Origin of the sequence: Pseudooceanicola antarcticus, from assembly GCF_900215355.1 — a bacterium.
In the GTDB taxonomy this organism is placed as follows: domain Bacteria; phylum Pseudomonadota; class Alphaproteobacteria; order Rhodobacterales; family Rhodobacteraceae; genus Pseudooceanicola; species Pseudooceanicola antarcticus.
This window is the reverse complement of sequence record NZ_OBEA01000003.1, coordinates 170991-192968: the sequence shown is the minus strand read 5'-3', so window position 1 is coordinate 192968 and position 21978 is coordinate 170991. Positions and strand designations below refer to the sequence as shown.

The following is a 21978-nucleotide window of genomic DNA, read 5'->3' as shown; positions in this document are numbered from 1 at the left end:
GTCTTCAGACCACCTCCACCCCGGCGCCCCGGAACTGCTCCAGCAGGGTCTCGGGGGCGGCGCGGTTGGTGACCAGGGTGCCGATCTCTGCGGCCTCCCAGGACCTGACGCGGCTGGTTGCTCCCAGCTTGGTGTGATGGGCAAGCACCACCGTATGCCGAGCCTGCGCCGCCATGGCGATGGAGATCTCGGCCTCTTGCAGATCGTAGAAGAAGGCGCCCTTCGCCGGGTGCAGCGCCACGGGGGCCGAAAAGCAGAGATCCACCTGGAAGCGGCGGATCTCGGAAAGGGTCAGCTCTCCCATCGTTGCGGGTACATCGGCGGCGATCCTGCCGCCCAGCAGAAGCACATCCAGCCCGCCCGCCTGCAAGGTGGTGGCCACGTCGAGAGAATTGGTGACCACGGAAACGCCAGGCACCTTGGCCAGCTCGCGCGCGAACACCGCCGTGGTCGAGCCCGCGTCCACCATGATCGACTGCCCCGGCTGGATCAGCCCGACGGCCTTCTTGGCGATCTCGGATTTCGCCCGCACCTGGGTCGCCATGCGCTGGCTGAAGGGATCCTCCGTCCGGGCCTCTGGCAGGACGGCCCCGCCATGGACGCGGGCCACCTTGCCGATCTCTTCCAGGTCGACCAGGTCGCGGCGCACGGTTTCGCGCGACACGCCCAGCATGCCTGCCAGGTCATTGGCGCTGACCTGCTGGTTGGCGGCCAGCATCGACAGAATCCTCTGGTGGCGCTCCTTTGCCCACATCAGGCCATCCCCTTGCTTCGGTTGCCACGCTGCATCAGCGCCAGAATGGCCTTCATGGAGAGGATGGCAAGACAGACAACCGCCATGACGCAGGTCGAGAAGGCCGCCGCCTGCGAAGTCAGCCCGGCATCGTCCAGCCGCATGATCGTCACGGCGGCGACGCTCAGCTCGGGCGTGGTCAGGAAGACCACCGCCGAGAGCGTGACCATGGAGCGCATGAAGAGGAAGAAGAAGACCGAGACCAGCATCGGCGCGATGAAGGGGGCGACGATATCTCGGGCGGTGCGCCCGAGGCCCGCGCCGAGGCTGCCGGCGGCCTCTTCCAGTGCCGGGGGCAGCTGGCGGAAGCCGGTCATAACCGTCAGGAAGGCCTGGGTATGGTAGTGGTAGAAGTTGACGATCCCGATCAGCGCCGCCGTGCCATAGAGCAGGTAGAGCGGCGTCGCGGTCGAATTGAAGGTCAGGATGTAGGCCAGGCCCAGCACCATCCCCGGCACCGCCGCGGGCATCGCGGCCAGCGCCTGGATCGGCTGGGCAAGCGCCTGCGGCAGCCGCCTGAGGCCGAGACCCAGCAGGAAGACGCCAATGGTGCCCCCCGCCGCCGCCGCGAGAGAGATCACGATGGTCATCCAGAGCGAGGAATATCCGCCTGCCAGGGTGATGTCGTAGTGCTTGGGCGACAGCGACATGTTGTAGGGCCAGAGGGTGACGAAGCTGGCATAGACCACGATGCCGATCACCGCGACGATACAGGCGCAGATCAGCAGCGACAGTGCCGCCATGCCGAGATCGCGCAGCGGCGCGAAATCCGGGCGATAGGGCACCTGCCCGGTCATCTGGTTGGCCTGCTGGCGTTTCATGGCCTGGCGCTCGATGGCGTAGGAAAGCACCGTGGGCAGCAGCAGCATGATCCCCACCACGGCCCCCATGTTGAAATTCCTCTGGCCCACCACCTGGCTGTAGATTTCTGTGGCAAGGACAGAGTAATCCCCGCCGATCACCGCGGCGTTGCCGAAGTCGGTGATGGTGATGGTGAAGCAGACGAAGCCCGCGTTCAGGATGCCGAAGCGCGCCGAGGGGATCGTCAGGTCGCGGAACTGCCGCCAGGGCGAGGCCCCCATGACATCGGCGGCCTCGTAGGTGCGCGCATCCAGCAGCACCAGCGCCGCGCCGATGATCATCACCGCCTGCGGCAGCGCATAGAGCGTATTGGCGATCAGCAGACCCCAGAAGCCGTAGATGTCGATCTCGACCCCGATGGCCCGGCTGATGACGCCGTTGCGGCCCAGAAGGAAGATCAGGCCCAGGGCCTGCACCAGCGAGGGCGCCAGCAGCGGCAGAACGATGATGCCGCGGATCAGCCACTTGCCCGGAAAGGCACAGCGATAGAGCCCCTGGGCGATGATGAAGCCGAGAAGCACGCTCAGCAGGGTCGTCGCCCCGCCCATGACGAGCGAATGCCGCGTCGCGCGCCAGAACCCCGAAGAGCCCAGCACCTCGACGTAATTGCCCAGGCCATAGCTGTCTCCGACCGTGATCGAGCGCAGGAAGACGATCAGCATCGGATAGGCGAAGAACAGCACCAGCCCCAGAAGCGGCAGGCCCACGCAGGCCAGGGTCAGCAGCCGGTCGGCATCGAAGGGCGCGCGTCTGGACCGCGCCGGGGTCCCCTCCTGCAGGCTCATGCCTGGGCCGCCTTGGGTGCGGAGGCATCGTCCAGGACCCAGGTGCAGGCGTCCGGCGCGACGCTCAGCGCCACGCGCTGGCCCGTGCGGCAGGGGTTCGAGCCATGGGTCTCGACGGTCAGCAGCCCGATGGGGCTCTCGACCTCGAGTCGGCGCAGGTTGCCGAGGAAACTGATGTTGCGCACCCTGGCCGCGCCATCTTCTGCCGGCGTGAGGTCGATCTGCTCGGGGCGGATGCAGGCCAGCTGCGCGCCCTTGGCCGCGGGCCGGCTTGCCAGCAGGTCGGGAAAGAGCACAGAGACCTCTTCGGGCCTGAGCAGGTTGCTGATGCCCATGAACTCGGCCACGAATCGGGTGGCTGGGCGGTGGTAGAGATCCTCGGGCGTGCCCGCCTGCACCACGATACCGTGGTTCATGCAGATGATCTTGTCGGCCAGCGCCAGCGCCTCTTCCTGGTCATGGGTGACCATCAGCGTCGGAATGCCGAGGGAGCGCTGCACATGGCGGATCTCGTCGCGCAGCTCTGCGCGCACCTTGGCGTCGAGCGCCGAGAGCGGCTCGTCCAGCAGCAGCACGCGGGGATTGACCGCGATGGCCCGCGCCAGGGCGATGCGTTGTTGTTGCCCACCCGACAGCTGGCCAGGCAACTTCTGCGCGACCTGGGGCAGCTTCACCAGCTCCAGCAGCTCTGCGACGCGGGCGGCGATATCGCCCCTGGCGGTGCCACGGATCTTCAGCCCGTAGCCGATGTTCTCGGCCACCGTCATGTTGGGAAAGAGCGAATAGGACTGGAAGACGATGCCGAAGCCGCGCTTGCGCGCCGGCAGCTCGGAGAGGTTTGCGCCCTCCAGGGTGATCTCGCCGCCGTCGAGTTCGGCCAGGCCGGCGATCAGCCGCAGAAGCGTGGTCTTGCCGCAGCCCGAGGGGCCTAGCAGGCAGACGAACTCGCCCTTCTCGATCCCGATCGAGACGCGATCTAGCGCAGTGAATTGGCCGTAGGTCTTGGTGGCATCGCGGACGGTCAGGTACATTGGGTCTTGCTTTCCTTGGGCGCGCAGGTGGCCCGCGACCGCCTGCAAGGGGTCGGGGCGGCCGGGGCCGCCCCGATGTCCGGCCTCAGCGGCCGAACTTCTCTTTCCACTCGGCCTTCACGGCGGTCTGGTCGGCGGCGGCCTTCACGAAGTCCACCTCGGCCAGCACGGTCGAGATATCGGCGGGCAGACCGGCGGCCTCGGCCGCGGCAGAGGCATCGACACCCGGCACGGTGATCAGGGCCTTGTACTCCTGGTAGAGAGCGATGGCCTCATCGGACATGGTCCAGTCAAGGAAGGCCTTGGCGCCCTCGGGGTTGTCGGTGCTGGCCATCAGGCCAGAGGCCTCGAGCTCATAGCCCACGCCACCTTCGGGGAAGACCATGGCCAGGGGGTAGCCCTCTTCGATCGACTGCATGGCGGTGAAGGCCAGCGAGATGCCGACGGTATATTCGCCGACGCGCGCCGACTTGCAGGGCTTGGAGCCCGAAGAGGTGTATTGCGCCATGTTGGGATCGACCGCTTCCAGCTGCGCCCAGCCAGCCTCGGCGCCCATGCTTTGCAGCACGGCGTTCACGTGCAGGTAGCCGGTGCCCGAGGAGTTGGGGTCGGGCATCAGCACCTCGCCCTCGAAGGCCGGGTCTTCCAGGTCGGCCCAGCTGGTCGGCATGGTCAGGCCCTTTTCTTCCAGCCGCGCGGTGTTCACGCAGAAGGCGCCCATGTAGCCGATGGGGGCGAACCACTTGCCATCCGCATCGCGGAAGGTCTCGGGCAGCACGTCGACGCCCTTGGCCGCGTAGGGTTCCAGCATCTCGAGGATCTGGGGATCCATCATGGCGCTGACCGCCCAGCCCCAGATCACGTCGGCCTGCGGGTTGCCCGCCTCGGCCAGCAGCCGCGCGCCCAGCTTGCCGGTGGACAGGCGCAGCACGTTGATCTCGGTGTCGGGCATCGCCGCCTGCGCCGCCTCGACATAGGCCGCGATCTCTTCTTCCTCGAGCGCGGTATAGACCGTCAGCTCATCGGCCAGCACAGGGGCCGCGACGGCGAGGGCCGCAATGGATAGTGCAGTGGTCGGAATCCAGTTTTTCATGATCATCTCCTTGTTGGTCCACATCCTTGTCCGGATCTACGCCCGGTCGTCCGCGGGCCTTGAAGAGACCCGACCCGTTGCTGCCCGAACGCGAGGAATACCCGACGTCAGTTTGGGGCAATATGTGTAGTCTTGCACTTTTGTGGCATTTGTCTACAGATAAATACCAGGGCGGGCATCCGCAGCCTGCGCGCTCCCGGAACTGAGGAATTTCCATGCAGACCACTACGCCCCTCCCCGAAACGGACCGCCTGGCGGACTTCGCCGCCAGCCTTGCGGATACCACCGACGCCATGGCCATGACCTACTTCCGCAAGCCGCTGGATATCGAGGCCAAGGCCGACGATTCGCCCGTGACGCAGGCTGATCGCGCCATCGAGGCCGAGATGCGGACGCATATTTCCAAGGCTTTTCCGACCCATGGCATCCTTGGTGAAGAGCATGAGGACGCCCGCCTCGACGCAGAACGGATCTGGGTCATCGACCCGATCGACGGCACCAAGAGCTTTCTCTCCGGCATGCCCAGCTTCGGCACGCTGATTGCCTGTCTTTCAGGCGGCGTGCCCGATGTCGGGGTGATCTCGATCCCGCCCACGGGCGAACGCTGGACCGGCCAGAGCGGTGCGCCCTCGCGGTTCAACGGCGTGCCCTGCCGCACCAGCGGGCGGCAGAACCTGGGTGAGGCGATACTCTATACCACCAGCCCCGACAGCTTCGACGCCGCCGGACTGGCGCATTTCGAGGCACTCTCGAAGAAAGTGGCGATGCGGCGCTTCGGCGGCGATTGCTATGCCTATGGCCTTCTGGCCTCGGGACATGTGGATCTGCTGTTCGAGATGAACCTGCATCCCTACGACTACATGGCGCTTGTGCCGGTCATCGAAGGCGCGGGTGGCGTGATCACCGACTGGGACGGCCAGCCGCTGACCCTGGCCTCCGAGGGCAAGGTCATCGCAGCCGCCAGCGCCGAGTTGCATGCCCAGGCCCTGGCCGTGCTGGGCCACGGCAAGCCCCAGGGCTGACGGCCCGCCCCCACGCCCGGCTGGTGCCCGCGCGGCACCACCGGGTCGGCCTGCCCGAGCTGCCCGCGCCCGTTCGCCCTGAACAGGGGGGCCAACCTGCGCCGCTTCGGGACAGCGGGCGCCATAGCGCCTTGGTCCGGCCGGGCACAATTCCAAGGCAATTTCGCAAGCTGCAACTCTCTGGCTTCATCGCTCGTTGCTAACGTCGAAGATGCTACATATAGTCATGACAACAGACATAAATTTATCCGGGCCCGGCAGGTGTCGATCCCAGCAGGCAAGCTGCCTCACGCAGATTTCGGTGCCAGTTTGACACGTTTCATCTTCAGCCCAACTGACAGCCGGCCTACCCCGAGACGTCGCGTTGCGCTTGCGAGCATATTCCTGCTCTTCCTCGCGTCCTGTAGTGCTGTGCCTGACCTCTTCCCGACCCCGCAAGGGGCCCAGGAGGTGACTTCCTTCCGGCAGCAATCGCTCTCTGAGTCCTGGATCGGTTTCGACAAGATCCAGCTGGTTCTCGAGCGCCGCGAAAAGAACGTGACCGAGCAGCGCATCCTGCTGCCCAACCGTACCGCCATGCGCGGAGAGAACGTCATGCTGCTGCGCGCAGACAGATCCCCCCTGGTCCTGAACACGCGTTTCCAACCCGACGCGCTGCTGGAGCTTGCCGGTGGAACGCCCTACCCCTTCGGCGCCTTTGACACGCTGACACTGCGCACGATCGAAGACGGCTTCGGCAGCATGAGCTGGGCGCGCTGGACCAACAACGCGGGCCTGACCTGCGTCCTTGCTTTCCGGCGCGTGGACAAGACCATGAGAACGCTCGCGGCCAATGCCAACGTCATGGATATCCTGCTGCGCAACTGCATCAATGGCGACGAGGAAACCGCCCTGGCGCCGATTGGCGCGGATGCGGTGCGTTTCGCCACGACAAGCACCGCGCCCTCGGCAGCGCCGCGCATGCTTTCTCCGCTGGCGGCGCCGCGACCATGAGCAGGAATTCCTCTTCCCTTTCGGCGGTACGGCTCCTGTTGCTCTGCACCTGGGCCATTCTCGCGGTTCCGCTGTTCTTCCTTGCCTCGGTCCCGATCTCGGTTGGCACGCAGGGGCTGCTGGCCCTGGTGACGTCCGCGCTGATCTACGGGCTCAAACCCTTCGTCGGGTTCAAGATCTCCATTCGGGTCATCGTGATGTCGGTCGCGGGCGTTTTCGTCCTGCGCTACTGGCTGTGGCGCCTGTTCGAGACGCTGCCCGCGCTCGACGATCCGGTGTCCCTTGCGGCGGCGCTTGTGCTCTTCGCGGCCGAGACCTTCACCGTCATCGTGTTCTTCCTGACGGCATTCATCACCTCCGATCCGGTCACCCACGCCAAGCCCCAGCCGATCAAGCTGAGCGAAGCGCCCAGCGTCGACATCCTGGTGCCCAGCTACGATGAAAGCCCCGAGCTGCTGGCGGTGACGCTGGCGGCGGCAAAGCGGATCACCTACCCGGACGACAAGAAGACCGTGGTGCTCTGCGATGACGGGGGCACCGACCAGCGCTGCAACAGCGACGACCCCGAGAGGGCCGCCGCGGCGAAGGAACGCCGGGCAACCCTGCAGGCGCTCTGCGCAGAGCTGGGGGTGGTCTACACGACCAGGGCAAGGAACGAACACGCCAAGGCGGGCAATCTCAACGCGGCGCTTCAGAAACTGACCGGCGAGCTGGTGCTGATCCTGGACGCCGACCACGTGCCCACGCCCGAGTTCCTGGCCCGCACCGTCGGCTACTTCGCCGAGAACCCGCGCCTGTTCCTGGTCCAGACCCCGCACTTCTTCACCAACCGGGACCCGATCGAGCGCAACCTGGCCCTGCCCGAACACTGCCCCTCGGAAAACGAGATGTTCTATTCCGAGATCCACCGAGGTCTCGACCGCATGGGCGGCGCCTTCTTCTGCGGCTCCGCCGCCCTGCTGCGCCGCCGTGCACTGGATGAAGTCGGCGGCATCTCGGGCGAGACGATCACCGAGGATGCCGAAACCGCGCTGGATATCCATTCGCGCGGCTGGGAAAGCCTGTACCTGGATCACGCGATGATCGCGGGCCTCCAGCCCGAGACCTTCGCCTCTTTCATCCAGCAGCGCGGTCGCTGGGCCACCGGCATGATCCAGATGCTGATCCTGAAGAACCCGATGTTCCGGTCGGGCCTCTCGTTCGCGCAGCGCCTGTGCTACGTCAATTCGATGAGCTTCTGGCTGTTCCCGCTGATCCGGATGATCTTCCTGCTCAGCCCCCTGCTCTATCTCTTCTTCGGGCTCGAGATCTTCGTCGTCGATGCCAACGAGGTCTTCGTCTACATCCTGCCCTACCTGCTGATCGGGTTCATGGTGCAGAACGCGCTCTTCTCGAACGTGCGATGGCCGCAGATATCCGAGGTCTACGAGATCGCGCAGACCCCCTATATCCTTTCGGCGCTGATAGAGACGGTGCGCAATCCGCGTGGCGCGACCTTCAAGGTGACCGCCAAGGATGGCACGCTGGAACATGCCTTCCTGTCTCCGATCTATCGCCCGCTGACCCTTCTGGTGGCACTCCTGCTGGCCGGGTTGCTGGCCGGGGCCTACCGCTGGTACGCCTTCCCCGGTGACCGGGCCGTCGTGCAGATCGTGGGGGCCTGGGCGCTCTACAACTTCATGCTGGCGGCCTATGCGCTGCGGGCCGTCTTCGAGCGGCCCCGTCGCCTCACCCGGCCCCGGACCGCGATCTCGACGCCGGCGCGGATAAGCCTGGCCGCCGATGCTGCCGGGCCGTCGCATGAGGCGACGATCGTCGCGGCCAGTCCCGAGGCGATCCAGCTCAAGCTGGCCGAGGGGGCGCCGGCCGGCTGGAACGATCTCGCCATGGGCACTGAAGTCTCGCTGCTTCCGGTGCTGCCCGAGACGCCCGACCTGGAAGTCGCCCTGCCGCTGACCCTTTCCGCGCTGCGTCGAGGTGTCGACGGCACGGTGCTGACCTTCGATGTCCCGCCCGAGCAGATGATCCCCGCCGCCCGCCTGACCGCCCAGGTCGTCTATGGAGACAGCCGGCGCTGGCAGTTCTTCCGCAAGGTCCATCCCCAGGGCAGCACCCTGGTCGCGGGCCTGCTCTACGTCCTGATGAAAAGCGCGCTGTCCATGCCGCAGACCATCTACGACTTCGCCCGCGAACTGACCCTGCGCAGTGCCGAACCTGCCGCGGACGACACCGTCTTCGCCGATGCCTTCACGAAGTCTTCGACGGAAACCGCTGGCACCCCTGCACCACTGGTCGCAGGCGGGACCGCCGCCAAGGCGGATGACTACCTCCGGTACGAGGATTAGGGTCATGGTGCAGAAAACCGCAAAGCTCCTCGCCCTGCTTCCCGCGCTGATGCTTCAGACCGGCCCGTCCGGTGCCCAGCAGATCCTGCTGGACGATATTCCGCCCTCGCAGCAGCAGGCGAATGACCCAGGCGTGACACCGGCCCCCGAACCGGCGGCCCGCGCCAGCGACCGCCAGTTCGCCATACCCCAGGAGCCCGCCTCTGCCGCCCCCGAAGCCCCGCGGGAGATCCTGCTGCCTCTGCGCCCGCGCAGCCCGCAGGGCGGGCAGACCGTGGGCCACCGTCTGGAGGGCGAGTTCCCCCGGGAAAGCTTCTGGTTGTTCCTGCCCCGCGCGGTTGACGGCGCCACGCTGGACATCGCGACCCTGAGTTCGATCAACCTGCTTCCCGGCCGGTCCCAGGCGACGGTCGAGGTCAACGGCACCCCGATCGGCAAGGTCGACCTGACCCATTTTGCCTCCGCCGGCACCACCCCCGTGGCAGTGCCCGACGGGCTGCTGAAAGCCGGACGCAACCGGGTGGATCTTCGGCTGGAGCAGGTGCACCGGGTGATGTGCGGGCCCGAGGCCTCTTTCGGGCTCTGGACCGATGTCATCGCCCACAAGAGTGGCATCACCCTGCCCGCCTCGGAGCTTGGGAACGACCCGCTCGGCTTCATGGCGGCGGCCTCGGCCCAGCTGGCCCAGGGCAAGACCTTCCATCTGTCGAACGCCAATCCGGCGCGTGTCATCAATGCCTCTCCCTCGACGGCGCAGGTGGAACGGCTGTTCGGCGGCCTCCCCCCGCGGCTGACGGTCGGGGATTACTACACGGTCGCCGACGAGCAGCCGCAACTGGCGCGGGTGACCGCGCTGCCCGAAGAGCTGTCGGTTCCGGACATGCCTGTTTTCCGCCGCGGCGGGGATGGCGCGATCGTGCTGATGACCAACAGCGGAGAGGCCCAGTCCATCGCCACGCTGCTGTCCGACGCCCTCGGAGACGCCCACAAGGAAGATCCGATCCCCCGCCTGGAGCCCGGCAAGCCCCGTTCGCTTGCCGATCTCGGCATCGAGACCATCGAGGGGCGCGGACACTATATCCGCAAGTCGGTATCGTTCCGGCTGGACTGGGACTGGCTGCTACTGGCCTCGCAGCGCGCCCAGATGCGTCTCGACTACGCCTACGACCGGGACCTGCCCCAGGGGGCCCTGATGCTGGTCAAGATCAATGACCAGACCATCCGCCTGTTGCCCCTGGACGAGCAGGGCGAGGCCGGGCAGCGTCTGGACCCGCTGCTGATCTCCTTCCCCGCCAACATCCTTCAGCCGGGCGTCAACGAAATCTCCTTCGAGGCCCTGGTGCCGGGAGAGCCCGCTGACGCCGCCTGCATTCCCCGCGACGCGCCGGCCTTCCGTATCTTCGACACCACCAACCTGGATGTGCCCGAAAGCCCCCGGATGAGCCTGCCCCGCATCGACCGGACGCTGGCGTCCATCGACATCGCCCAGGTCTCGCTGAGCGAGGCCGCGGCGCAGACGCTGCCTCTGGGGGTGCTGGCACAGATCGCCTCGATCTTCGCCGACGACGACAGCTCTGCGCGCGGGCCGGATCAGCCGCCGCGCAATGGAGCCCTGCGGATCGGCATCCCTTCGGACCTGGCCCGGATTTCCGGCGACATCGTCAGCAAGAACGTGTCGCAGCTGGAAGAGGTGCTGCTGTCGCCGCCGCAGACCGAGGGACAGGGGCAAGACCCCTGGGCCAGGATCACACCCGAGGGCTGGTGGACCATCTTCCTGGATCGGGAGAAGGCCGCGGAAAGACTGCGCGAGCTGCGCGGCAAGATCTCGTCCCTGTGGCGCGGTCCCGAATCCGACCTGGACAGCTGGCTGCTGAACAGATCCGCAGAGGCGATGCTGCTTCAGCCCCGGATGGACGACCCCGACACCCTCTGGCTGGTGGTGCGCCCCAACACCGACCACGACCGCCTGGTCGCCTCGCTGGTCGAGATGCACAACAGCTCGGACGGGCCGAAGGGGCAGGTCTCCCTGTTCGGCTACAACGGCAGATGGGACGTCTGGAGTTCGGGCGACCGCCCGCTCACCCTGATGGAACCGCTCAGCCCGTCCAATGCCCGCGCGGTGGTTGGCAACTTCGTCACCCTCGAGCCGGGCCGCTACATCGCCCCTCTTTTCCTGCTGGCCATTCTATGCGCATTCTCGGCGATAGGCCTGCTGATCGCTGGCCGACGGAGACAGAAATGAACCGGCGCCGCTTACTTTCTGGATTTGCCGCCATTGCCGGACTGGTCGGCGGCGGGGCTACCCTGGCGCAAGAGACCGGGGCGGACGCAAAGCTGCAGGACGTCTGGGAGGCCTGGCGCAGCGCCAACCTGGACGCTACGGGCCGGGTCATCGACCAGTTCCAGCGCGGTGCCAGCCATTCCGAAGGCCAGGGCTACGGCATGTTGCTGGCCGCGACTGTCGGCGACAGGCGCAGCTTCGAGGCCATGGAGACCTGGACCCTCCGCAACCTGGCGATCCGCGCCGACAACCTGATGGCCTGGCGCTGGTTCCCCGACGAGGCGGTGCAGGTGCCCGACCTGAACAACGCCAGCGACGGCGATCTCTTCCGTGCCTGGGCCCTGCTGCGCGCCGCGCAACGCTTCGGCGTCCCGGAATTCCGCGAGACCGCGGGCCAGATCGTCAGGGATCTTGCGGCCTCCTGCATCGCCCCCCATCCCGGCGGCCCAGGCCTGGACCCCTTGCTGCTGCCCGGCGCCGAGGGTTTCACGACCGAGGCGGGCTTCATCTACAATCCCTGCTACGCCATGCCGCTGGCAATGACCGAACTGGCCACCGCCTTCGACACCCCGAGCCTGGCGCGCGCGGCGCGTGGCGCGGTCGAGGTCAGCCGCGCGCTGGCCCAGGGCGGCGTGGTGCCGGACTGGGTCGAGATGACGGCTGAGGGCCCGCGTGCGGCCGAGGGCTTTTCCTTCGATGCCGGCTACGAGGCGATGCGTATCCCGCTCTACCTCATCTGGTCCGGTCTCTCTGATCACCCCGCCATCCAACGCTATGCCGAGGCACAGCAGCGGGTGAGCGGCGACGCGGTCGCAACCGTGATCGCGCGGGAAAGCGGCGCTGCGCTCTCGACCAGCTCTGATCCGGGCTACAAGTCGATCGCGGCGCTGACCATCTGCGCCGCCCGCCGCGACGTGGGCTCCGACATCCCGCCCTTCTCGGCCAATTCGCCCTATTATCCCGCTACGCTTCAGCTCTTCGCGATGATCGCACAGATCGAGGCCTCTCCGATGTGTATCCCGATATGAAACGACTTCAGCAAGCAGGGCGCGCGCTGACGGTCGCCTGCAGTTTCCTTGTCTCTCCCGCCTTGGCGCAGGCGCCCAGCGATGCCGATCTCCAGGCCCTGCGCTTCTACCTGTCGGAAGAGAACGAGCAGGCCGTCAACTCCGAGCTGCGCCGCCTCCAACTTCAGTATCCCGACTGGGTGGTCCCGGAAGACCTGGGGCAGCTGGAACAGGGCGTCCCAGGAGAGCGGATCGACAGCATCTACCGTCAGATAGCGGCCGGGGAGTTCGCCGAGGCCCGCGCCAGCATCGAGAGCCTCAGCCGGACATATCCCAGCTGGACCCCCTCGCCCGAGCTGCTTGCAACATTGGCCACGGGCGAGGACCAGGCCAATTTCGAGGCCGCCGTGGAAGCCGGCAATGCCCAGGTCGCCATTCGCATCGCCCGAGAGAACCCCGCTCTGCTGCGCTGCGAACGGGTCAACAACGCCTGGCTTCTGGCCGAGCAATACGAGGCGACAGGCGCTGCCGACGCCGCCATAGGTGTCTACACCGGCATCGCCCGCAGCTGTGTCGATCCAGACATCCTCGTCGCCACGCTGGAAAAATCCGCCGCGACGGCCAGCCTGGAGCAACTGGGCCAGATCGCCGACCTGGCGCGTGGCCAGTCCCCCGCCACCGCAGAGCGCCTCACCGCCGTCGAAGAGCGCCTGCGGGCCGGCATCCTTGCGGCGCGCAACGCAAGCGCGCCCACAGAGGGTGCCCCTGCGGCGCAGACCGCCTTGCCTGCCGGTGTTGCGCCCGATGTCAGCCTGCGTCCGATCAGCCGCGGCCAGGCCGCCCCGAAGCCGCGCCCCGCCACCGGCAGCGCCCCGAAAGCCCCCGCCGCCGCGCCTGCCGCCCCCGGCGCTGCAGTCGCGGCAGCGCAACGCGGCGACTGGGCGGGCTGCCTTGCGCGCACGGCAAACGCGCGCAGCGCCGCCGGCGTCGCGCAACGTGGCTGGTGCGCCCTGAATGCCGACCGCCCCATGCAGGCCCTCGCCGATTTCACCGAGGCGGCGCAGCGGGGCGGCAGCGCCAGCGCCCGCCGGGATGCGCGCTACGGCCAGGCCATCACCATGCTCGAGCTGGACATGATCGACCAGGCGGCAGCCATTGCCGCCGCCACCCACTTCACGGCCGAGCAACGGCTGGAAATCGAGAGCCTCATCCTCGACAAGCGTGGGGTGGCCGCCTACGAGCGGCGCGACTATGCCAGCGCCATCGCCTACTTCGACGAGCTGGAGCGCATAACCGGCGTGGTGCGCCGCGATCTGGCGATCCTGAGGGGCTATGCCTACCTGAACTCCGGTCAGAGAGCCCGCGCGAAGGAAGAATTCCAGCGGCTCCACGATCAGTTCGCGACCCAAGCCACGAAACGCGCGCTTTCCGACGCCCTGCGGTGATTCCCCGCGTGTGAGATTTCGCCGGACACCGAAGATCCGTTTCGGAAAGAGATCGGAAGCCAGCCCGAACAAGGCGAAATCAAGGCAGGATTCAGGCCCGATTCCGGTGGCTTAGAGACTTTTCCTGACACGACCTATCCATTGGAGTAGGTGCTCCCAGCCTTTGTCGACGGAACGCGCCGCGAGGGATATCCCCGTCTCCCATTCACGCCCCTGCCTAACCCTCTGCCAGTCTGCCTGAGAGTGGTTAACCCAGATATTGGTTAACTCACACTTTCACAGAAGGGACAGTGACATGAGCAAGACCGAAATCGAACTCGCCTCGCAGGAAAAGAGCCGCAACTGGGTCCGCGCACAGGTCCTCGAATTGCTTGCTGGTGTCGCAATCTTCGTCACCGTCATCCACTACTTCGCCTGACAGGTCCCCGGTCGGGGCACCAGGGCCAGGCCGCATGGCCGGTAGATGACCAAGGTCGCCAATGCGGCGGCCAGGATGAAGACCTTAGGGCAGCCCGGTTGCCCGTGGTCCCCCGGCACCAGCCCTAGAGCCTGCCAAACCGGATCGGAACGCCCCCTTGGAGGGGCGGTTCAGCCCCCCATGATCATGATACGCCACCAGGGTCTTTCGCCGCGTGCGGCCAGAGAGACAGGTGCGAATCCTCTCAACACCTCGAAGACGCAATCGGCATCATCGCCGTGCAGGTGGTCTCGACATCATCTTTGCGAATATGCGCTCTGCGCGGCGCCAGCCCCGGTGGCCTTCCAGCGCTTGCAGAGCGCCCCATGAGGCCCCTCCCGTCATCGGGTGACCCAACCCTTGCAAGAGCGCGGCACAGTGGCTCAGCCGGGCCTGTGCAGCCTCTGGCGCCCAAGGCCGAGTGCACGTGGCACCGGGGAACACCATACCGCTGATTTCAAGGAAAATGGCGCCGCACCCAAGCGGCGCATGGCAATACCGAAGCCCCGTCTCCAGGGCGAAGCCAAGCGCTTCGACAGGACTGCAGGGCTGCGAAAGATCACTTTGGAAACAAGACGTTCAACTCAGCCGAAGCCGAGTGTCTACCTGGGCGACTAACCCAATGTTCTCAAAGCTGGATAGGGGAAAGTGGCGCACCGGGGAGGATTCGAACCCCCGACCCCTTGATTCGTAGTCAAGTACTCTATCCAGCTGAGCTACCGGTGCGTCGTGGGGGGCGATGTACCCCGCAGGTCTGGGTGATGCAAGCCGAAAAACGAAAAAATCTCACCATCTCCGGATGACGCCGGGACACCCTCTGCCCGACCCCCTATTGGGCGGCCATGGAGAGGGCCTCGATCTCCTTGGGCAGCCGGATCACGAAGGTCGTGCCACTGTCCCCGGTGTGCTCCAGCTCGATCACGCCGCCGTGGCCGCGCACCAGTTCGGCGGCGATGGCGAGACCCAGGCCGCTGCCACCCTTGCGGGCGCCGCCGCTGAAGGGCGTGAAGAGGTGATCTCGTGCCTTGGGCGGCAGACCGGGGCCGGTATCCGAGACGCGGATCAGCCAGTGGCTGTCGGTCTCCTCACCGGCGACGGCGATCTCACCCTCGCGGCCCGAGGACTCTATGGCCTGCCGGGCGTTGCGCACCAAGTTGCCCAGGACGCGGTAGAGCTGCTCGGGATCGGCGCGCAGGCGCAGGCTGGCGGGGATATCCTCGGCGAAGGAGATCTGGTGCTCTCCGACCGCAAGACGCTCTCCGTCGATCACGTCGCCCACCACATCGGCCAGGGCCAGGATGGTCAGCCGCGGGGCGGGCTCTTCCGCGCGTCCGAAGGCCAGCGTCGATTCGCACAGGTTCACCGCGCGGGCGACCGAATTCACCACCTTCGGGGCCAGGCGCTTCACCGTCGGGTCCTGAGAGCTTTCCAGGCGATCTGCGAAAAGCTGGGTCGAGGTCAGGATATTGCGCAGGTCGTGACTGATCTTGGCCACGGCCGAGCCAAGCTGGGCTAGGCGCTCTTTCTGCCGCAGGGCGCCGGTGAGCTGGGTCTCGAGCTCCTGCAGGGCCTCTTCGGCCTCACGCAGGTCAGAGACCGAGGCGGAGGGGGTGATGATGCGGCGGTTGTCCTCGGGGTCCTCGGCATAGTCGCGCATCCGCATGATTACCCGCTTCATCGGCTGGAGAATCAGGTAGCGCATGGCGATGAAGAGCAGCAGGGCTGTCGAAACCGAGAAGAGGGTCGAGATCAGCACCATGTAGCGTGCGTAATCCACCATGGCCTCGCGCAGCGGCATGGTGGGCATGGTAACTTCGATCAGCAGGCCGGCTTCGCGCACCGGGTTGCCGATGACCCGGATCACGTGGTCTTCGCGCTGAAACAGCGTCTGGACCGCCTCGCGCACCAGCTCCGCCAGAGAGGGGTCGCGCAGGTCGAAGGTCTCGTAGACCTCCGAGGGCACGGGAGAGGAGAGCACCAGTTGCCGCGCCTCGTCCCGCAGCAGCACGACGTTGTAGACGCCGGCGTTGCGCAGCAGCTCCTGTTCGAGGTCCTCGGTGATCATGTCTCCGCCGGCCAGCTGCGCCAGAGAGGCGATCTGGGCCCGTTCCAGGCGCGATGTCAGGTAGTCCTGCCGGAAGCGCGCCACCGAGGGCGCAAGGATCAGCACCTCGGCCAGGATCACGAATATCCCGGTCAAGATAAGCAGTCGCCCGGAAAGAGATCGCGACATGATGGGCGGCCACCTCCGTGCCGGATCGCGGCAGGCGCCGCGGAGTTGCGTTCACATTCATGTAATCCTACGCTCGGGAAAGACAATTGCACAGGGGGCGCAGCCCGCCCGGTTCGCAGCGAAGCGCCGGGGGTGACGCAGCGGCCTTGGCCTATCCGCCCCATGGGGCCAACTTGCGTTTGACAAGCCCGCCAAGCATTCCTATAGACCGGGTTCCGAACAACCACGGGGCCGGGCCGATTCCCGGAGCCAACCCGTGCAGCTTCGCGCAGACCGGCCCGTCCGGCGGCGCGGCGATTGAACAGAAACCCCGGTCGCCACCGCGGGATAGAAACGGAGACGGAGCGATGAAACGCACCTACCAACCTTCGAACCTGGTCCGCAAGCGGCGCCACGGTTTCCGCGCGCGCATGGCCACCAAGGCCGGCCGCAAGATCCTCAACGCCCGCCGCGCACGCGGCCGGAAGTCGCTGAGCGCCTGATCCCGGTCCGGCGCGTTTCGACGCGCCGATCCGAAGGGCCCCAGGGCCCAAGGCAGCGACCCCCGAGGTTCTGGAAGACATGACACCGCCGACTGTCCCGCCCGCATCCGCCGACAAGGCCACGGGGGCAAGGACGTCGGCGGTTTCGTCGTGCCCGGATACCCCCCTGCCCAAGCTGACCATCCTCAGCAAACGCTCTGAATTCCTTGCCGCCGCGCGGGCCCGCCGCCAGCCCGGAGGCTCTCTCATGCTGCAGGCCCGACGCCGCGCCGAGACCGAGCCGGTCGAACCGGCGCAGATTCGCGTGGGCTTCACCTGCTCGAAGAAGGTCGGCAATGCCGTGGCCCGCAACCGCGCCAAGCGCCGCCTGCGCGAAGCCGCCCGCGCCGTTCTGCCGCGCCTTGGCCACCCCGGCTGGGACTACGTGCTGATCGGCCGCCACGAGAGCACCGCCGCCCGCCCCTTCGAGCTGCTCATCGCCGACCTGGAAAAGGCCGTCACACGGCTGCACGAGGACCGGGTGCCGAAGCCGCCCCGCGAGGCAGGCGCCAAGTCCCCGGCGAAGGCCCAGCCATGAAACCCGGCGCCTGGCTGCTCTCGCTGCCGATCCGCGCCTACCGGCTGATCTTCTCTCCCTGGGTCGGGCACAACTGCCGCTACGACCCCACATGCTCGGCCTATATCCTTGAAGCGCTTGAGAAACACGGCGCCCTGCGGGGGTTCTGGCTGTCGGTGAAACGGGTCTCTCGCTGCCATCCCTGGGGCGGCATGGGCGTGGACGACGTGCCAGAGCCCAAGCCCCGGCGGGATCGGAACGAGCCCTGAGGGGCTGTTGCCCTCAGGACCCACCCCGCCTTTTCTGACCACATTCCCGGATTGAGGCTTGGCGCGGCCGCCGCCGCGGGGTACCCCCTGCGGCATCGCGCCACATCAGACAGAGGAGGGGCAACATGAACACATTTGCACATCTCCTTCTGACCGAGGCGCGACGAACCTGGCAGGCCTTTACCGCCAGCTAAACTGCGCTCAGGGACGGCCCGGCCTGCGACACGCGGCCGCTTTCCCTTCATCCCGCATCCCAACCTGACAGACCGACCTGCCTGCGCCCGAGGCCCGGACTCCGTTCCGGCCCAGGCGACCCGTCGCATCGGCTCGGGCGCCCGGCTGTCATCCCCTATCCACAACGAAAGGACCGGACCGCTCGCGGCCGGATGACACCATGCAAACCACGAACCACCTTTCCGCCTCCGGGCATGACCTTGACACCCAGGACCTGCGCGCCGCGCTTGAGCCGATCATCCGCCTGCACGGCCTGCGCCGTGTGCTGCTGACCGCGCTCTTCGCCCGCAAGCCGCGCAAGCGCCGTCAGCCAGAGGCCCGGGAGCTCTCGGCGCATATCCAACGAGACATCGGCCTGGGGCCGGCGCATACGCCCCCGCCCCCGGTGGAGTTCATGCGGTAGAAACCCCGGTCGGCCTTCGGGCCGACCGCACCCGCCCGGGGCGCATGACAAACCCGGTTTCAGACCAGGACCAGGTTGCCGAGGCTGCCCTGCGCCCGGCCGGGGATCTCGTGCCGGTCGATTTCGCCCTGCATGGTCAGCAGCACGTCGCGCAGGAAACGCTCGTCGTGGAAGTACCAGGTATGAGAGGCATTCTTCAGCCCGGCGAAACGCGCCTTGTTGGCGTCGAAGTAATTGCCCACGTTGACATTCACCGCGCTCGCCGGCGCGGTCTCGGGCAGGCCGATCCGCCCCACCCTTGGCGCCACGCCGACGCGCTTGACGTTCGACAGGCTCAGCGCCGCGTCGAAGGGATTGAAGTAATTGGTCAGCCGCACGCAGTGGCGGTAGAGAGATCCCGCCTTGCCGCCCTCGGCCATGGACCCGGCCGAAACATCGCCCGAGATCAGCATCACCTGGCTGACCGACCAGGAATGCGCCGCCACGCGGGGCCGGTCATCGGCATCGTCAAAGGCCTCGCGGGTGACGAAGGCCCCCATGGAATGGGCCAGGATATGCAGGTTGATCCGACAATCGGGCCGCTGCGCCTGGGCGAAGGCGGCAATGCCTTCCCTCACCATGCGCAGGGCGGTGATCTTGGCATCCTCGCGGTCTTCCAGGTAGTTCAGCGCCTGGTCCGCACAGGGCCAGTCGAACGAGATCACCACGCCCTCGAACCCCAGCGCCGCGAGGCTCGACTTCAGCAGCCGGTGACGCTCGATCATCACGTCCTGCGGGGTGTTGAAGCCATGCACATACATCAGGATGTCGCCGCGCGGCAGCTCGTCCTGGGGACCGTGGCGGGATTCCTGGATCACCGCCTCGATCCAGGCTTTCTTCTTTATCTTGTGATCAGGCACAGGCTGCTGGTTCTCGGGCACCGCCAGAAAGCGGCTGCCGCCCGGTTCATCGCTGAAACCCCCGCCAGAGAGGCCGCGGACGCAAAAAACATAGTCCACTGTCGTTCTCCAATCGCTTTTGTTAAATACCGCCAGCATATGCTTTGCGCCCAGGGGGGCCAAAGCCTTCTTTCAGGGCCTTCCGCATGTTCGACGATCAAGACGAGATCCATCCGCTCTTCCAGGGCGCGCCGCAGAGCACCGAGTACAAGAAGCTGCGCAAGCGGATCGTCCGCCAGACCCGCGAGGCGATCGAGCAATACGGCATGATCGAACCCGGCGCGCGCTGGCTGGTCTGCCTGTCGGGCGGCAAGGACAGCTACACCCTGCTGGCCGTCCTCTACGAGCTGAAGTGGCGCGGCCTGCTGCCGGTCGAGCTGCTGGCCTGCAACCTCGACCAGGGCCAGCCCGGCTTCCCGGCCACCGTTCTACCCGAGTTCCTGGAAAAGATGGGCGTGCCCCATCGCATCGAGTACCAGGACACCTATTCCATCGTCATGGACAAGATCCCCCAGGGCCGCACCTTCTGCGCCCTCTGCTCGCGGCTGCGGCGCGGCAATCTCTACCGTATCGCGCGGGAAGAGGGCTGCTCGGCCGTGGTGCTGGGCCATCACCGCGACGACATCCTCGAGACCTTTTTCATGAACCTCTTCCACGGCGGGCGGCTGGCCACCATGCCGCCGAAGCTGGTCAATGAAGAGGGCGATCTCTTCCTCTATCGTCCGCTTGCCCACGTGGCCGAGGTGGATTGCGAAAAGTTCGCCACGGCAATGAATTACCCGATCATTCCCTGCGACCTCTGCGGCAGCCAGGACGGGCTGCAGCGCCAGCAGGTGAAGCAGATCCTCGATGGCTGGGAGAAGAACTCTCCCGGTCGGCGGCAGGTCATGTTCCGGGCGCTGATGAACGCCCGGCCCTCGCATCTGCTGGACCCGAAGCTGTTTGATTTCGCCGGGCTTGAGCTGGGCGGGAAGCCCCAGGAAGAAGACTCGATTCCGAAGCTGCGTTAAGCGGCTATTGAACTTATGGCCCTAGCGTCATCCCGGTTACGATTGGGATGACCGCCATGCCGGCCTTCAACGGGTATGATTACGCAAGGGTCCGGGGACGGATGCGCCGGGCCCTTGCGGGACCGCAGATCGCAGCAATCCTGCCGGCGATCTGCCTGACCGGCTTCTGGATCGCGGGCGAGGCCGCGCTGGTGCTTGGCGCGCTGCTGCTGCCGGTGCTCTACGTGCTTGCCGGCTCCGAGGCAGAGCGCGCGCCGCCCGCCGCCGCGCCCCGCGATGCGGTGACCGGCCTGCCCCTGCGCGACACGCTGGAACGGGTGCTCGACCATGCCCTGCGCGGGACCGAACCCGGATCGGGCAAGACCGCCTGCCTGATCCTGCGCATCGACGAATTCAACGCCTTCCGCGACCGCTACGGGCAATCCGCTGCGGACGATGCGCAACATCGAATCGCCGGACGGCTGCATGGCGCCCTGCGCGACGGGGACGTGGTCTGCAAGATGGGCGAGGCCTGCTATGGCATCGCTCTCGGCCCGGTCATGCTGCTGGATCTCGAAGCCGTGATCCAGCTCTGCACCAGGCTGCAGGGCGCGGTGGAAGAGCCGCTGGCGCTGGACGCCACCACCGTCTACCTCTCGGGTTCCATCGGGTTCTGCCTGGGCACCCGCAGCCCGCTGCCCACCGGGGCCTCGCTGATCGCCGCCGGCCAGGCCGCGCTGCGCGAGGCGGCCCGTTTCGCCCCCTCGGCGATCCGGTCATTCTCTACCGAGATGCAAAAGCACCGCCAGGGCGGAAACCTCTCGGGCAGCGAATTGGCCAATGCCCTGGAAAACAACCAGATCCTGCCCTTCTTCCAGCCCCAGGTCTCGACCGATACGGGGCTGGTGACGGGGTTCGAGGCACTGGCGCGCTGGTGCCACCCGGAACGCGGGATGATCCCGCCGGGGGACTTCCTGCCACTGGTGCAAGAGAGCGGCCTGATGGAACGGCTGGGCGACAAGATGCTGGTGCAATCGCTGATCGCCCTGCGTCGCTGGGACGAGGCCGGGGTGAACGTGCCGCAGATCGGGGTCAATTTCGCCACCGACGAGCTGATGAACCCGCAGCTGGTGGAAAAGGTCCGCTGGCAACTCGACCGGTACGGGCTGGACCCCCAACGCCTTGCCGTCGAGGTGCTCGAGACGGTGGTCGCCACCTCTCCGGATGATGTGATCTCTCGCAATATCAATGGGCTGGCCAACATGGGCTGCAGCATCGACCTTGATGATTTCGGCACCGGCCATGCCTCAATATCCTCGATCCGCCGCTTCTCGGTCGCGCGGCTGAAGATCGACCGCAGCTTCGTGATGAAGGTCGACCGCGATATCGAGCAGCAGCGCATGGTCGCTGCCATCCTGACCATGGCGGAACGGCTTGGCCTGTCGACCCTGGCCGAAGGGGTCGAAACCCCCGGCGAACACGCCATGCTGGGCCAGTTGGGCTGCGAACACGTGCAGGGGTTCGAGATCGCCCGCCCCATGCCCTTCGAGCAGACCGTGGAATGGGTGCGCGCCTATCATGACGGTCTGATCGAGGCACCGAAGTTCGGCCGCCGCTCGGGCTGAACCGCTCGGAGGGTGGGCGGTCGGGCCCGCCCCGCAACAGGCAGCCACCCCCGCGCGCAACGCGTCGTCCGGGCCCCGCCGGGGCCTGCAATCATGGGTCTGGGACGCTTAGCCCCTTGACCTTTCGGTCCCTGAC

Annotated in this window: 19 protein-coding genes and 1 tRNA gene; 13 read left to right on the top strand and 7 right to left on the bottom strand. The window is 66.6% G+C overall.

The annotated features are described in order from the left end of the window. Positions 1 to 4 precede the first annotated feature (4 nt). The 4 genes from CRO50_RS08845 to CRO50_RS08830 form a co-directional block, all read right to left on the bottom strand. Positions 5 to 754, bottom strand: a complete 750-nt coding sequence (locus tag CRO50_RS08845; RefSeq protein ID WP_097145541.1) for a DeoR/GlpR family DNA-binding transcription regulator — start codon at positions 752 to 754, stop codon at positions 5 to 7. Next, entirely contained in the window at positions 754 to 2439 is a 1686-nt protein-coding gene (locus CRO50_RS08840; protein WP_097145540.1) for an ABC transporter permease subunit, read from the bottom strand. The genes CRO50_RS08845 and CRO50_RS08840 overlap by 1 nt, the downstream gene beginning before the upstream one ends. Further along, the gene (locus tag CRO50_RS08835) at positions 2436 to 3470 is read right to left on the bottom strand and encodes an ABC transporter ATP-binding protein (protein ID WP_097145539.1); all 1035 of its coding nucleotides are present in this window, start codon (positions 3468 to 3470) and stop codon (positions 2436 to 2438) included. Before CRO50_RS08835 ends, CRO50_RS08840 begins: the two co-directional genes overlap by 4 nt. An 85-nt stretch (positions 3471 to 3555) precedes the next feature. Beyond that, positions 3556 to 4563: an ABC transporter substrate-binding protein gene (locus CRO50_RS08830; RefSeq protein ID WP_097145891.1), complete on the bottom strand. Its 1008-nt coding sequence runs from the start codon at positions 4561 to 4563 to the stop codon at positions 3556 to 3558. Positions 4564 to 4778: 215 nt separating this feature from the next. On the opposite strand from CRO50_RS08830, the gene hisN reads away from it, so the two are divergent. From hisN to CRO50_RS20460, 7 genes are all read left to right on the top strand, one after another. Beyond that, positions 4779 to 5585: a histidinol-phosphatase gene (hisN, locus tag CRO50_RS08825; protein WP_097145538.1), complete on the top strand. Its 807-nt coding sequence runs from the start codon at positions 4779 to 4781 to the stop codon at positions 5583 to 5585. A 450-nt stretch (positions 5586 to 6035) separates the two neighbouring features. Then, positions 6036 to 6578, top strand: coding sequence for a hypothetical protein (locus CRO50_RS08820; protein ID WP_097145537.1), 543 nt, complete (start codon positions 6036 to 6038; stop codon positions 6576 to 6578). Next, positions 6575 to 8923 (top strand): UDP-forming cellulose synthase catalytic subunit, encoded by a 2349-nt coding sequence (gene bcsA / locus CRO50_RS08815; RefSeq protein WP_097145536.1) that lies wholly within the window; start codon positions 6575 to 6577, stop codon positions 8921 to 8923. Before CRO50_RS08820 ends, bcsA begins: the two co-directional genes overlap by 4 nt. A gap of 4 nt (positions 8924 to 8927) precedes the next feature. After that, positions 8928 to 11165 (top strand): cellulose biosynthesis cyclic di-GMP-binding regulatory protein BcsB, encoded by a 2238-nt coding sequence (locus CRO50_RS08810; RefSeq protein ID WP_179747238.1) that lies wholly within the window; start codon positions 8928 to 8930, stop codon positions 11163 to 11165. Continuing rightward, complete coding sequence (locus tag CRO50_RS08805; RefSeq protein WP_097145534.1) at positions 11162 to 12232, top strand: family 8 glycosyl hydrolase; 1071 nt, start codon at positions 11162 to 11164, stop codon at positions 12230 to 12232. The genes CRO50_RS08810 and CRO50_RS08805 overlap by 4 nt, the downstream gene beginning before the upstream one ends. After that, the gene (locus CRO50_RS08800; protein ID WP_097145533.1) at positions 12229 to 13656 is read left to right on the top strand and encodes an outer membrane protein assembly factor BamD; all 1428 of its coding nucleotides are present in this window, start codon (positions 12229 to 12231) and stop codon (positions 13654 to 13656) included. The genes CRO50_RS08805 and CRO50_RS08800 overlap by 4 nt, the downstream gene beginning before the upstream one ends. A gap of 295 nt (positions 13657 to 13951) precedes the next feature. Continuing rightward, positions 13952 to 14074: a hypothetical protein gene (locus CRO50_RS20460; protein WP_269778105.1), complete on the top strand. Its 123-nt coding sequence runs from the start codon at positions 13952 to 13954 to the stop codon at positions 14072 to 14074. 688 nt (positions 14075 to 14762) lie between these two features. Here the strand turns inward: CRO50_RS20460 and CRO50_RS08795 are convergent. Further along, a tRNA-Arg gene (locus tag CRO50_RS08795) sits at positions 14763 to 14839 on the bottom strand. A gap of 103 nt (positions 14840 to 14942) precedes the next feature. Then, a complete protein-coding gene (locus CRO50_RS08790) occupies positions 14943 to 16346 on the bottom strand; it encodes a sensor histidine kinase (protein ID WP_097145532.1) in 1404 nt (467 codons plus the stop codon). Between the two features lie 347 nt (positions 16347 to 16693). On the opposite strand from CRO50_RS08790, the gene rpmH reads away from it, so the two are divergent. The 4 genes from rpmH to CRO50_RS08770 all read left to right on the top strand — a co-directional run bounded on the left by rpmH (position 16694) and on the right by CRO50_RS08770 (position 18290). Then, positions 16694 to 16828 carry a 50S ribosomal protein L34 gene (gene rpmH / locus CRO50_RS08785; protein ID WP_005980833.1) on the top strand — a complete coding sequence of 45 codons (135 nt, stop codon included), beginning with the start codon at positions 16694 to 16696 and terminating at the stop codon, positions 16826 to 16828. Positions 16829 to 16907: 79 nt separating this feature from the next. Further along, on the top strand, positions 16908 to 17405 hold the full coding sequence (rnpA, locus tag CRO50_RS08780) for a ribonuclease P protein component (RefSeq protein ID WP_097145531.1): 498 nt from the start codon (positions 16908 to 16910) through the stop codon (positions 17403 to 17405). Then, positions 17402 to 17653: a membrane protein insertion efficiency factor YidD gene (gene yidD / locus CRO50_RS08775; RefSeq protein ID WP_097145530.1), complete on the top strand. Its 252-nt coding sequence runs from the start codon at positions 17402 to 17404 to the stop codon at positions 17651 to 17653. Before rnpA ends, yidD begins: the two co-directional genes overlap by 4 nt. Positions 17654 to 18047: 394 nt before the next feature. Continuing rightward, positions 18048 to 18290 (top strand): hypothetical protein, encoded by a 243-nt coding sequence (locus CRO50_RS08770; protein WP_097145529.1) that lies wholly within the window; start codon positions 18048 to 18050, stop codon positions 18288 to 18290. Positions 18291 to 18349: 59 nt separating this feature from the next. Here CRO50_RS08770 and CRO50_RS08765 read toward each other — a convergent pair whose 3' ends face one another. Next, positions 18350 to 19288, bottom strand: a complete 939-nt coding sequence (locus tag CRO50_RS08765; RefSeq protein ID WP_097145528.1) for an alpha/beta hydrolase — start codon at positions 19286 to 19288, stop codon at positions 18350 to 18352. A gap of 86 nt (positions 19289 to 19374) precedes the next feature. Here CRO50_RS08765 and ttcA point away from each other — a divergent pair, with 86 nt between their 5' ends. Continuing rightward, a complete protein-coding gene (ttcA, locus tag CRO50_RS08760) occupies positions 19375 to 20238 on the top strand; it encodes a tRNA 2-thiocytidine(32) synthetase TtcA (protein ID WP_097145527.1) in 864 nt (287 codons plus the stop codon). A 56-nt stretch (positions 20239 to 20294) separates the two neighbouring features. Beyond that, positions 20295 to 21842 (top strand): putative bifunctional diguanylate cyclase/phosphodiesterase, encoded by a 1548-nt coding sequence (locus CRO50_RS08755; protein ID WP_097145526.1) that lies wholly within the window; start codon positions 20295 to 20297, stop codon positions 21840 to 21842. Positions 21843 to 21978: the final 136 nt, after the last annotated feature.